Raw genomic sequence first — 12,640 nt, forward strand, 5'->3', positions numbered from 1 at the left:
CCTCGCCTCGCTCGCCGGCGTCGTGGGTCCGCTGCGCCGACCCGGGCCGACTGACCGGGCTGGCGGACGGGCTCGCCGGGCCGGTTCTCACGGCTGGGCCGGGATGCCGTGGGCGAAGAAGAAGACCGGCTCGCGGGCCTGCCCGTCGTCGGGTAGCTCGCGGTCGGCCCACCGGGACAGCAGGGCGAGGAGTTCGGTCTCGAACTCGGCCAGTTCGGCCGGGGTGAGCCGCAGCCAGCGGTCGGTGGAGAACGGCGCCTCGTCCCAGGCGGCCCGCTCGTCGTCACCGGCGGCGTGCCAGTCCCGGACCAGGCCGACCTGACGGTCCAGGTTGAGCGACACGGCGGCCTGCTGCACGGCCTCGCTGGCCGGATCATGGGCGAAGTCGGCGCTGGACCAGCGCAGTCCGGCCGAGACCAGCCGCCACCACCGTTCCCGGCGGTCCTTGGCCAGTTCAGGCGCCTCGGCCACCAGGTCGGCGGCGGCGAGCACCTTCAGGTGGTGACTGACGTTCGCCACCGCCTGCCCGGTGCGCTCGGCCAGCGTGCTGACCGTGGCCGGGCCGTGCACCTTGAGCACGTCCATCAGGCGGCGGCGGAGCGGATGGGACATCGCGGCCAGCACCCGGGAGTCGGTGATCTGGCGGACCTCTCTGTTCATGCCCCCAGGCTGACATGCACAAGAGAGATTGCACAAGAGCTATTGCACAACTACGGTTGCAGGTAGCCGCGCCGGTCGCGCTTTCCCCCGCTCGTGCGTCGCGCTGGTCGTGCTTCCCCCGCTCGTACGCCGCCCCGGGTCGCCGCCGCGCTGTCCAGCGCCGACACATCCCCGTCGACGTCAATCTTTGTCAATACATAGTGACAACCTCACCTCAGCACGATGCCGTACGATGACCGTCGTGGTCCTCGCGGGTGCACGCGGTGAGAAGGTCTCCCTGGACGGTGTCGTCATCGACCGGGACAGTCCGATGCCGCTCTACTTCCAGATCGCCCAGCAACTGGAGCAGGCGATCACCGCCGGCACGTTGCCGCCGGGCGGCCGGCTGGACAACGAGATCGAACTCGCCGACCAGCTCGCGGTCAGCCGACCGACCCTGCGCAAGGCGATCGAGACCCTGGTCCGGCAGGGGCTGCTGGTCCGCCGCCGGGGCCTGGGCACGGTGGTGATGGCCCGGCCGGTACGCCGGCCACTCGCGCTGACCAGCCTCTTCGACGACCTCGCCAGCGCCGGGCGGCGACCCTCGACCGAGGTGCTCCAGCTCGACCGGGTGCTGGCCGGTCCCGACGAGGCGACCGCGCTCGGCGTGCCGGAGGGGACCGAGGTGATCGCCGTCGAACGGCTCCGCTCGGCCGACGGCCAGCCGCTCGCGGTGATGCGCAACTACCTGCCGCCGGCACTGGTCAGCGTGGACCGGGCCGGGCTCGGCGAGCACGGTCTCTACCAGTTGCTCCGCCGCCAGGGCGTGACCCTGCAACTGGCCAACCAACAGGTGTCGGCCCGGCCGGCGCTGGCCCGGGAGGCCCGGCTGCTCGGGGTGTCCCGGGGCAGCACCGTGCTGACCATCCGGCGCACCACCTACGACTCCGCCGGCCGCGCCGTCGAATACGGCGCGCACGCCTACCTGGCGGCCCGCTACTCGGTGGAGATGACCCTGGTCACCCGCTGACCCCCGCAGCACACCGCCGACCGGCGACGGTCGGGCCGCCGGGCGTGACCACCCCGGGCAGTTTCCCCGGCGGCCAACCGGGTAGGCGCGGGGTCACCGCCGGCCGGCGGGCGATCCTCGACCGATCGACCGGGCTCGGACATCCGGTCGGCAGCACGCATCGACCGGCGGCACGGTTCGGCTGATAGCTGAAGCGCTCGCCGGGGTCGACGCGGCGGATCTAGCGTGACGGTATGGAGAAGCTCGCCCTGGTCGTCGGCGCCACCGGGCAGGTCGGCCGGGCCGCGGTCCGCGCCCTGGTCGCCGACGGCTGGCACGTCCGGGCCGCCGCCCGGGGCCTGCGGGCCGGAGCGCCCTGGCCGCCGGACTGGAACGTCGAACTGGTACCGCTGGACCGCGAGGACGACGCCGGGTTGGCGGTCGCGGTCGGCGACGGCTGTGACGTACTGGTGGACACCGTCGCGTACGACGCCCGGCACGCCCGCCAACTGCTCCTGCTCGCCGACCGGATCGGCTCGGCCGTGGTCGTCTCCACCGTCGCGGTCTACCAGGACGACGCGGGGCGGGCCTTCGGCGCCGAAGGGGTCCGGTTCCCGGTGCCGATCGCCGAGACCCAGCCGACCGTCGCGCCACTCGACGCGGACGCGAAGCCGGGTGGCGACACGTACGCGGCCGGCAAGGCGGCCCTGGAGCGCGAACTGCTCGCCGCCGGGGCGGTCCTGCCGACCACCCTGCTGCGGGCCGGTGCGATCCACGGGCCGCACACCGTGCACCCCCGCGAGTGGCACTTCGTCAAGCGCGCCCTGGACAACCGGCCGGTACGGGTGCTGGCGTACGCCGGGCAGAGCCGGTTCCACCCGGTCTCCACGGCCAACCTCGCCGAGTTGATCCGGCTCTCCGCCGCCGAGCCCGGGGCTCGGGTACTCAACGCCGGCGACCCGGAGCCGCCGACCGTACGCGAGATCGGCGCCGCCGTGCACGCGGTGCTGGACCACGGCGCGGAGGAGGTACTGATCGACGGCCCCTCCCCGGCACCGCCGGTCGGCGAGACGCCATGGTCGAGCCCGTATCCGGTGGTGCTGGACATGAGCCTGGCGGAACGCCAGCTCGGCTACCGTCCGGTGACCAGCTATCTCGACTCGCTGCCGGAGACCGTACGGTGGCTGGTGGACGCCGCGCACGGCCGGGACTGGCGGACGGTCTTTCCCGACCTCGCGCAGAACTACCGCACCGACTACTTCGACTACCTCGCCGAGGACGCCTGGCTGCGCCGCCGCACGCCCAACTGACCGGGCCGCCGCACGCCCGGCTGACTGCGCCGCCGCACGCCCGCTCGACCGGGCCGCCGGGACATCCCGCCGCCCAGGGCGCCCACAGTGGACGGATGGACGGGCTGGCGGAGTCGGACGGACGGGCCCGAGTCAGGTGGTCGCGGTGAGTTTGGCGGCCAGCTCGCCGATCCGGTCGCCGAACGCCGCGCGCAGTGCGGTCGCCGCGTCGTCGAGGTCCTTCGAGCCCAGCCCGTTGAGCACGCCGTCGATGATCTGCTGTTCGTCGACCCAGTCCTTGCCGAGCATGGTCATCTGGTTCGCCTTGACCTCGGTCAGGATCCCCTCGATGTTGTAGAAATGCTGCCGGATGTCGGTACGCCCGCTGCCGTCCGGCTTCTGCGCGCCGTGCCAGAGCAGGTAGTTGTTGTCCTTGGCGAACTTGAGCAGTTGCTCCTGCTCCTGATCGGACAGTGCCGGCATGATGTTCTCCCCTCCGGACGATGCGGCGACGTCGCGCCGGAACTGGTTCATGTTGAAGCTCGGGTCGGTCTTGACGCTCGGGTGCCCGTAGCCGGCCGGTTGGTGCTCCTTGTGGCCGGCGATCCCCCAACCGGTACGGTCGCGCAGCGCCCGGACGCCGCGCACGTAGGAGTCGTACTGCCGGTTGGTCCAGGGCTCGCCGAGGGCGTGCTGCGCCTCGATGCCGATCAGGCCGGAGTTGCCGACTCCCTTGAACGGCCCGGCCCAGCCGACCCGGACGTGGTTGCACCGGCCGGAGGCGATCACGTGCCAGTGCCCGGTACGGGAGAGGTAGAGCTGGGCTATCGGCGGCGGCGCCGTCGCGGAGCCGTGCAGCAGGACGTATATCTCGCCGGCGTCGGTGGAGCGCAGTGAGCCGCGGGTCTCGTGGCACATGATCCCGTGTGGATCGAAGGAGGTGGAGCCGCGACTTCGCCAACCGCCGACCTCGTGCACGGTGAGACCGGCGGACCGGAGCACGTCGGCGAGCCACAGCAGTCGCATCGATCAGCCCTCCTGACTCGGAGGCAGGCGTTCACTACTGACCGTATCCGCGCCATCAACCGGAGTCCAGTCGTCCAAGCTGCCAATCTGACCAAAAGCAATGGTCAACCCACCCGAGGTCGGGAGGGGACCGGTTAGCCGGCCGCCGACCTCAGAAGGCCAGGCATTCACACTCCGTCATCAGCGCTCGGACGTTGCGGACGTACTGCGGGTTGGGGATCTTCAACCCGTCGTCGGTCACCACCGCCCCCGGCCCGAAGTTGTACGCCGAGATCACCGCGTTCAGCAGGCAGGAGTTGAGTTCGCTGGTGCAGTCGTCGGCGGAGACCCCGTAGTCGCTCTCGAAGAAGGCGTCCCCGATGTACTTGATCAGCCAGGCCAGGTAGTTCGCGCCGAGCGTGGCGTTGTCCCGGTAGGCGTCGATGTCGTACGACTGGTCGAAGCGCTGGTTGACGAAGGCCGCGGTGTCCGGCATGACCTGCATCAGCCCCACCCCGCCGTCGCAGGCGATGATGTTCGACTGCCAGCCGCTCTCCTGCCAGGCGGTCGCCTTGACCAGGTCGACCGGCACCCGGATGCTCGGCGCCGAACTCGGCCAGTAGGTCCGGCCGGCCGCCTCGGTCAGCGCCTGCTTGACCTGGGCCCGGCTGGCCTGGGTCCCCTCGTAGCGCGGCTTGGTGCAGCCGGCCTCGGGCTTCGGCGGCGGCGGGGGCAGCTTCGTCTCGGTCGGCGGCTTCGGCACCTTGCGCGGCCCCGGCTTCTTGCTCGGGGTACGTTTCGGCGTCGCCGACGGCGTTGGCCGGACACCGAGCCCCGCCACGGCCGGCGGCTCCGGCTCGGTCGACGGCTCGCCGTCCGCGCCCGGCTCCGCGGCGCCGGACGGGTCGGTCTCCGCCGCGACCGTGGTCGTACCGCCCTCGCCTCCCGGCTCGCCGTTGGCGCAGCCGACCACGGCGGCGAGCGCCAGGACCACCACTCCCGACAGCAGCCCCGTCCTGCGTCGCCACTCAGTCATCGAGTCCCCCCAGATCTCCCGGCGCACCATAACAGGCACACCGACAGCTCAGGGGGCATCGACCACCCGGGTGGCCGGGGCGGTCTCCTCGCCTCCGGACGGCTCGGCCTCGCCTCCGGACGGCTCGGGCCGGTTTGCCGTCGACGGCCCGGCCGGGGCTCCGGCGGCGCGTACCGCGCGGTCCCGGGTCGCCCAGGCGACCATGAAGACCGCGGTCCAGAGCACCCCGAGCAGCATCGAGGTGACCGTCTCGCTCGCCGAACTCCAGCCGACGTAGAGCCGGGCCGCCCCGACGGTCACCACCCCGACCGCCGCCACCGTCCAGGCCGCCACCGCCATCGGCCAGCGGCTCTGCCGGGCCAGCAGCCAGGCCAGCGTGCAGAGGCTGGCCGCGACCACCGCGTTCTGGGCCGGCAGCAGCCGCACCGGCGCACCGCTGGTCGGCCCGGTGACGTCGCTGACCAGCAGCAACACCAGCAGCGGTACGAAGGCGCCGGCCGTACCGAGCACGCTGAGCAGGTCGACCCGCCACGGTCGGGTACGCCAGCCGACCACCGCGGCGACCAGCGCCACCACCAGGATCAGCACCGGCCCGCGCAACGCGCCGATCGCGCCGTGCGCCAACTCGGCCACCCCGTCGGTACGCCGGGACGCGAACCACTCCGCTATCGCGCTGTCGACCACCGACAGCCCGCTGTGCGTGATCACCAGGTCGAGCAGCCAGGCCAGGGTGAGCCCGGTCACGAAGAGCAGCGCCAACCCGGCGACCAGGTTCGCCAGCAGGGTCCAGCCCGGCCCGATGTGCATCGACAACAGGAAGAACAGCACCCCGTACCGCCGGGCCAGCCAGCGCAGCGGCGGCCGGGCGATCGCCCGGGACAGCAGCGACCGCACCGGATCGGGGTTCCGGCCCAACCAGCGGCCGACCAGCACGATGGCCACGATGAAGACGATCAGCAGCAGTACGGCACCGGTCGCCCTGCCGAGGAAGTGGGAGACGGTCTCGTACGACTCCCCGGCCAGATAGCCGGCCAGCACCGAGCCGCCGACCCAGGTCAGCACCCCGCCCAGGTTCCACGGCGCGAACCGCCGGTACGGCATCCCGGCACTGCCGGCCAGCCGGGGCACCAGGGTCCGGGCGAAGGCCACCCAGCGGGCCGCGAAGACACCCCGCCCGCCCAGCCGGGCCAGCATCGCGTCCGCCCTCGCCCAGCGCTGCGCCCCGACCCGGCTCCCCCAGCGGCCGGCCCGGAGCCGGGGACCGTGCCGCCGCCCACTGCGGAACGCCAGCGCGTCGCCGACGACGGCTGCGAGAATCATCACCACCAGCGCCGGTCCGAGCCGCAGCATCCCGGTGTACGCGAGGAAGCCGACCAGCAGCAGGGTCGCCTCGGCCGGCATCACCAGGCCGACGATCAGCGCCGTCTCGGTGGCCACCAGCAGCGCGGCGGCCAGATAAACGAGCACCGGTGGCAACTCCCGCACCACCGTCAACACATCCTGCACGGCGACCCCCCGAACACCCCGGCCAGCATGCCAGCCGGGTGGGGTGATGGCACAGCTATTCCCGCCGAGAGCGGGGTTACCTCAGGGGGAACCCGGACGCCGGCCCGGATCCCGCAGGCGGGAGGATGGAGGGCATGCAGACCCGCGGGGACCTTCGTAACGTCGCAATCATCGCCCACGTCGACCACGGCAAGACCACCCTGGTCGACGCCATGCTGCGGCAGTCCGGCGCGTTCTCCGCCCGGGCCGAGCCCGCCGACCGGGTGATGGACTCCATGGACCTGGAGCGGGAGAAGGGCATCACCATCCTGGCCAAGAACACCGCCGTGCGCTACCTGCCGGCGGACGGTTCGGACCCGGTCACCATCAACATCATCGACACCCCCGGGCACGCCGACTTCGGCGGCGAGGTGGAACGCGGGCTGACCATGGTCGACGGGGTACTGCTGCTGGTGGACGCCAGCGAGGGCCCGCTGCCGCAGACCCGGTTCGTACTCCGCAAGGCGCTCCAGGCCCGGATGCCGATCATCCTCGTGATCAACAAGGTGGACCGGCCGGACGCCCGGATCAAGGAGGTGGTCGACGACACGTACGAACTCTTCCTGGACCTGGACGCGGACGCCGAGCAGATCGACTTCCCGATCATCTACGCCTGCGCCCGGGACGGCATCGCCTCGCTGACCCAGCCCGCCGACGGCACCGTGCCGACCGACAGCAGCTCGCTGGAGCCGCTGTTCCGCAGTCTGCTGGACACCATCCCGCCGCCGGCCTACGACGAGTCCGCGCCGTTGCAGGCGCACGTCACCAACCTCGACGCCTCGCCGTTCCTCGGCCGGCTGGCGCTGTGCCGGATCCGCCAGGGCACCGTGACCAAGGGCGAGACCGTGGCCTGGTGCCGCACCGACGGCACCGTGGAGCGGGTCCGGGTCTCCGAACTGCTGATGACCGAGGGGCTGGAGCGCAAGCCGGCCACCTCGGCCGGGCCGGGCGACATCATCGCGGTCGCCGGCATCCCGGAGATCATGATCGGCGAGACCCTGGCCGACCTGGAGGATCCCCGGCCGCTGCCGCCGATCACCGTCGACGAGCCGGCGATCTCGATGACCATCGGCACCAACACCTCGCCGCTGGTCGGCCGGGTCAAGGGCGCCAAGGTCACCGCCCGGATGGTCAAGGACCGGCTGGACCGGGAGCTGATCGGCAACGTCTCGCTGCGGGTCCTCCCGACCGACCGGCCGGACTCCTGGGAGGTGCAGGGTCGGGGCGAGCTGGCGCTGGCCATCCTGGTCGAGCAGATGCGCCGCGAGTCCTACGAGCTGACCGTCGGCAAGCCGCAGGTGGTGACCCGGGAGATCGACGGGAAGACCTGCGAGCCGGTGGAGCGGCTGACGATCGACGCCCCGGAGGAGTACCTCGGCGCGATCACCCAGTTGCTGGCCACCCGCAAGGGCCGGATGGAGCAGCTCGTCAACCACGGCACCGGCTGGATCCGGATGGAGTGGCTGGTACCGGCCCGGGGGCTGATCGGCTTCCGCACCGAGTTCCTCACCGACACCCGGGGCACCGGCATCCTGCACCACGTCTTCGAGTCGTACGAGCCGTGGTTCGGTGAGCTGCGGACCCGGAACACCGGTTCGCTGGTCGCCGACCGTACCGGGGTGGCGACCGCGTTCGCGATGCTCAACCTCCAGGAGCGCGGCACGCTCTTCGTCGAGCCGGCCACCGAGGTGTACGAGGGGATGCTGGTCGGCGAGAACTCCCGCTCCGACGACATGGACGTCAACATCACCAAGGAGAAGAAGCTCACCAACATGCGCTCCTCGACCAGTGAGGAGACCGAGAAGCTGATCCCGCCGCGCAAGCTCTCCCTGGAGCAGGCCCTGGAGTTCTGCCGCGAGGACGAGTGCGTCGAGGTGACCCCGGTGGCGGTCCGGCTGCGCAAGGTGGTGCTGGACGCACCGTCCCGGGCCCGGGCCGCCGCCCGGCGCAAGCACGCCGGCTGAGTCCGGTCGTACGCTGCGCAGATGTCCTGGGACGCGCTCGAGGTCGAACTGGCCGCCGTCGCCGGTACCGTCTCGGTCTACGCGGGTCGGCTCGGCCGCCGGCCCGCGTACACCCGGCTGCCGGACGCACCGCACTACGCGGCCAGCACCATGAAGGTGGCCGTGCTGGCCGCGCTGCACCGGGTCGCCGAGGCCGGTGAGGTGGAACTGGACGCGCCGGTACCGGTGGTCAACGAGTTCGACTCGGCCCGCCCGGGCGCGGGCCGCTTCTCCTGCGCGGCGGACTACGACAACGACGAGGCGGTCTGGGCCCGGCTCGACGGCACCGCACCGCTGCGCTGGCTCGCCGAACGGATGATCGTCCGGTCCAGCAACCTCGCCACCAACCTGGTACTCGGGCACGTCGGGCTGCCCGCCGTCGCCGAGGTCTGGGCCGACAGCGGTGCCCGGCACAGCCGTACCCAGCGGGGCATCGAGGACTTCGCCGCCCGGGACGCCGGGCTCGACAACCAGGTCACCGCCGCCGACCTGGCCCGGCTGCTCGGCGGGATCGCCCGGTCCCGGCTGGCCTCCCCCGGCACCTGTGCCGCGATGCTGGACGTGCTGCTCGGCCAGGAGCGCGGGGAGGACCTGGCCGCCGGGCTGCCGCCGGGCACCCGGATCGCACACAAGAACGGCTGGGTACGCGGCATCCGGCACGGCGCCGGCATCGTCTTCCCGGACGACGCGCCCCCGTACGCCGTGGTGGTCTGCACCAGTGTGCCGCCGGACGCTGCCGGCGGGCCGTCCGGCGACGACCGGGACGAGCAGGCGCGTCGGCTGCTCGCCCGGGTCTCGGCCCTGGTCTGGGCCGCCCGGCACCGCCTGGGGACCGTCGACTGATCCGACGGTCGATATGGTGCCCCCATGTCGATCGCCTCGGTACGCACCCACCGGCTCTCCGCTCCGCTGCACACCCCGTTCGTGACCGCGCTGCGCCGCACCTCCACAGTAGAGACCCTCGTGGTGGAGGTGGTCGACGCGGACGGGCGGTCCGGATTCGGCGAGGCGCCGCAGGTGTGGCGGGTGACGGGTGCCTCGATCGGCGGTGCGCAGGCGTGTGTCGAGGAGGTGTTCGCCCCGCTGCTGACCCGGCGGGACCCGGACGACCTGGTGGCCCGGTGCGCGGAGGTACGCCGGGCGGTGGTCGGCAACGAGGCGGCGAAGGCGGCGGTGGACGTCGCCCTGCACGACCTGGCGGCCCGGCGGCTCGGCGTACCGCTGGTCCGGCTGCTCGGCGGGACGTCCCGGCGGGTACCCACCGACGTCACCCTGTCGGCCGGGGACGCGGTCGAGTTGGCCGGGGCGGCGAAGCAGCGGGTCGCCGACGGTTTCGACGTACTCAAGGTGAAGGTCGGCACGGACGCGGCGGGTGACCTGGCCCGGGTCCGTGCGGTGCGGGCCGCCGCCGGACCGCAGACCCGGATCCGGCTCGACGCCAACCAGGGCTGGACGCCCCGGGAGGCGGTCCGGGTGATCCGCGGTATCGAGGACGCCGGGCTCGACGTGGAGTTGGTGGAGCAGCCGGTGCACGCCCGGGATGTCGCCGGGCTGGCCTGGGTGGCCGACCGGGTGGACGTGCCGATCCTGGCCGACGAGTCGGTCTACGGGCTGCGCGACCTGGTCGAGGTGATCCAGCGGCGGGCCGCCGACATGGTGAACGTGAAGCTGGCCAAGTGCGGTGGGCTGGGGCCGGCCCGGACGCTGCTGGAACTGGCCGCCGAGCACGGCCTCGGCACGCTGGTCGGCTCGATGATGGAGACCCAGATCGGGCTCGGCGCGGCTGCCAGCCTGGTCGCCGCCCACGGCACCAGCGCCGTCCCGGACCTGGACGCCGCCTGGTGGCTGGCCTGGTCGCCGGTGCAGGGCGGCATCCGGTACGAGAATGCCGCCGTGGTGCTGCCCGACGCTCCCGGCCTCGGCGTCGCCGGCCTGCACCGGACCCCGCCGCCGACGCCCTGACCCCGTCCCGCCACCCGCCGCCCGGTCGGACCCGGCCACCCCGCGCCAGAGTGAAGGCAACATTCAGTCACTTCTTGCAGTGTGGCGCTAACTTTCATAAGGTTCGGGCGAGAGCGGGCGAGGACGGGTGGTACTTACATGGTGCTGCGCTCGGGGCACGAGGCCGTTGTCCGGGTCGCCGTCGCCACCCTGTGGGCGCGGCCCGAGGCCGTCCGCCCGGTGGACGGACCGGCGCTGTCCCGCCGGACCGACATCGCCGGCTGGATTTCCCGGATGACCGCCGACCAGCGGGTCGGCGACTGCGTGCTCAGTCAGCTCCTGCTCGGCGAGCGGGTGCTGGTCGAGGAGGTCCGGCCGGACGGCTGGGTCCGGGTCGTCGCGGTGGAGCAGCCGGCGGCCAGGCTCGACCCTCGGGGTTATCCGGGCTGGCTCCCGCGCGAACAGCTCGCCGAGCCCGCCGAGCCGGCCCCGGCGCCGCCGGACCTGGTCGTCGCGGCGACGGTCACCCGGCTGTACGACGCACCGTCCGGCGCGGTGATGCTGCCCGGCGTCATCCTCGGCACCCGGCTGACCAGCGCGGGACCGGCCCGCGCCGGCTGGCGGCCGGTCCGGGTCCCCGACCACGGGCAGCCGCTCTGGGCACCCGACACCCACCTCGCCCCGGCGCCGAGCCGGCCGCCCAGCGCGACCGAGGTGCTCACGGTGGCCAGCCGGCTGCGGGACGTGGTCTATCTCTGGGGCGGTGTCTCGGCGTACGGCATCGACTGCTCCGGCCTCGTGCACCTGGCCTGGCGGCGCTTTGGCGTACGCCTGCCCAGGGACGCCGACGACCAGGCGGCGGCGACCGCCCCGGTACCGCTCGGCGCGGAACGCCCCGGCGACCTCTACTTCTTCGCCCGGCCCGGCCGACCGGTCCACCACATCGGGATCGTCACCGCCCGACCCGGGCCGGACGGCGGCCGGCGGATGCTGCACGCCTGCTACACCAAGCGGCGGGTCCTGGAGGAACCGATGCCCGCCGACCGGACCGCTACCCTGGTCGGCGCACACCGGGTCACTCCCTGACCCGCCGCTGCGGTGGTTACCTCAGGCGACCGGCACCTTCTCGGCTGATCGACGATCCCGGCCGGACTTGATCAGGCTGGCCACGGTCGCGACCGCCAGAGTGCCCAGGATGACCGTGAGGGAGAGCCAGATCGGGATGTGCGGCGCCCAACCGACCGGGTCGCCACCGTTGAGGAACGGCAGGTTGTTCCCGGCCAGTGCCTCCAGCACCAGCTTGACGCCGATGAAGCCGAGCACCACGGCGAGCCCGATGTTGAGGTAGACCAGCCGGTTGAGCAGCCCGCCGAGCAGGAAGTAGAGCTGCCGCAGCCCCATCAGCGCAAAGACGTTGGCCGTGAAGACCAGGTACGGCTCCTGGGTGATCCCGAAGATCGCCGGGATCGAGTCGAGCGCGAAGATCAGGTCGGTGGTGCCGATCGCGATCAGCACGATCAGCATCGGGGTGAAGAGCCGGCGGCCGTTCTCCTGCACGGTGAGCCGGGTGCCGGCGAAGTCCCGGGAGACCGGCAGGGCTCGCCGGCTCCAGCGGATCAGCAGGTTCTCCTTGAAGTCCTCCTCGTCCGGCTCACCCTGGCGGAAGAAGTTGATCGCCGTGTAGATGAGGAAGGCACCGAAGATGTAGAAGACCCAGGAGAACTGGTTGATCAGGGCCGCGCCGGCCGCGATGAAGCCACCGCGCATCACCAGCGCCAGCACGATGCCGATCAGCAGCACCTTCTGCTGGTACTGCCGAGGCACGCCGAACCTCGACATGATGATCACGAACACGAAGAGGTTGTCCACCGAGAGGCTGTACTCGGTGAGCCAACCGGTGTAGAACTCCCCGGCCACGGTGAAATTGGTGGTCAGGGCCAGGCCGGCTCCGAAGACGATGGCGAGGATCACGTAGAAGGCGACCCAGAGGCCGGACTCCTTCAGGCTCGGCTCGTGCGGTCGCCGGCCGATGATCACGAGATCTAGTAGCAGGATCGCGGTCAGTACGACCAGCGAGACGACCCATACCCAGGCGGACACGTTCAAGGCACTCCTCCGGCAGGCACGCGGCACCGCCGTCAGCACGTGGATGACGCGCGTCGGGCGGTGTAGA

11 protein-coding genes are annotated in these 12,640 nt (G+C 72.2%); 6 read left to right on the forward strand and 5 right to left on the reverse strand.

Annotation, left to right across the window (positions count from 1 at the left end):
• Positions 1 to 87: 87 nt before the first annotated feature.
• On the reverse strand, positions 88 to 660 hold the full coding sequence (locus tag Pma05_RS36655; RefSeq protein WP_203862116.1) for an ArsR/SmtB family transcription factor: 573 nt from the start codon (positions 658 to 660) through the stop codon (positions 88 to 90).
• 232 nt (positions 661 to 892) lie between these two features.
• On the opposite strand from Pma05_RS36655, the gene Pma05_RS36660 reads away from it, so the two are divergent.
• Together Pma05_RS36660 and Pma05_RS36665 are read left to right on the forward strand one after the other, a co-directional pair.
• The gene (locus Pma05_RS36660; protein WP_203862117.1) at positions 893 to 1,669 is read left to right on the forward strand and encodes a GntR family transcriptional regulator; all 777 of its coding nucleotides are present in this window, start codon (positions 893 to 895) and stop codon (positions 1,667 to 1,669) included.
• 233 nt (positions 1,670 to 1,902) lie between these two features.
• Complete coding sequence (locus Pma05_RS36665) at positions 1,903 to 2,958, forward strand: NAD-dependent epimerase/dehydratase family protein (protein WP_203862118.1); 1,056 nt, start codon at positions 1,903 to 1,905, stop codon at positions 2,956 to 2,958.
• A gap of 132 nt (positions 2,959 to 3,090) precedes the next feature.
• On the opposite strand, the gene Pma05_RS36670 is transcribed toward Pma05_RS36665, so the two are convergent.
• From Pma05_RS36670 to Pma05_RS36680, 3 genes are all read right to left on the reverse strand, one after another.
• Positions 3,091 to 3,963 carry a peptidoglycan recognition protein family protein gene (locus Pma05_RS36670; RefSeq protein WP_203862119.1) on the reverse strand — a complete coding sequence of 291 codons (873 nt, stop codon included), beginning with the start codon at positions 3,961 to 3,963 and terminating at the stop codon, positions 3,091 to 3,093.
• A 151-nt stretch (positions 3,964 to 4,114) separates the two neighbouring features.
• Complete coding sequence (locus Pma05_RS36675) at positions 4,115 to 4,978, reverse strand: lytic transglycosylase domain-containing protein (RefSeq protein ID WP_203862120.1); 864 nt, start codon at positions 4,976 to 4,978, stop codon at positions 4,115 to 4,117.
• Between the two features lie 48 nt (positions 4,979 to 5,026).
• Complete coding sequence (locus Pma05_RS36680) at positions 5,027 to 6,484, reverse strand: DedA family protein (RefSeq protein WP_203862121.1); 1,458 nt, start codon at positions 6,482 to 6,484, stop codon at positions 5,027 to 5,029.
• A 134-nt stretch (positions 6,485 to 6,618) separates the two neighbouring features.
• On the opposite strand from Pma05_RS36680, the gene typA reads away from it, so the two are divergent.
• From typA to Pma05_RS36700, 4 genes are all read left to right on the forward strand, one after another.
• The gene (typA, locus tag Pma05_RS36685) at positions 6,619 to 8,487 is read left to right on the forward strand and encodes a translational GTPase TypA (protein WP_203862122.1); all 1,869 of its coding nucleotides are present in this window, start codon (positions 6,619 to 6,621) and stop codon (positions 8,485 to 8,487) included.
• Between the two features lie 21 nt (positions 8,488 to 8,508).
• A complete protein-coding gene (locus Pma05_RS36690; RefSeq protein WP_203862123.1) occupies positions 8,509 to 9,369 on the forward strand; it encodes a serine hydrolase in 861 nt (286 codons plus the stop codon).
• A 24-nt stretch (positions 9,370 to 9,393) separates the two neighbouring features.
• On the forward strand, positions 9,394 to 10,488 hold the full coding sequence (locus Pma05_RS36695; RefSeq protein ID WP_203862124.1) for a mandelate racemase/muconate lactonizing enzyme family protein: 1,095 nt from the start codon (positions 9,394 to 9,396) through the stop codon (positions 10,486 to 10,488).
• Between the two features lie 138 nt (positions 10,489 to 10,626).
• On the forward strand, positions 10,627 to 11,553 hold the full coding sequence (locus Pma05_RS36700) for a C40 family peptidase (RefSeq protein ID WP_203862125.1): 927 nt from the start codon (positions 10,627 to 10,629) through the stop codon (positions 11,551 to 11,553).
• Between the two features lie 21 nt (positions 11,554 to 11,574).
• Here the strand turns inward: Pma05_RS36700 and Pma05_RS36705 are convergent, their stop codons facing one another.
• Complete coding sequence (locus Pma05_RS36705) at positions 11,575 to 12,573, reverse strand: TerC family protein (RefSeq protein ID WP_203862126.1); 999 nt, start codon at positions 12,571 to 12,573, stop codon at positions 11,575 to 11,577.
• Positions 12,574 to 12,640: the final 67 nt, after the last annotated feature.

Origin of the sequence: Plantactinospora mayteni, from assembly GCF_016862935.1 — a bacterium.
GTDB lineage: Bacteria > Actinomycetota > Actinomycetes > Mycobacteriales > Micromonosporaceae > Plantactinospora > Plantactinospora mayteni.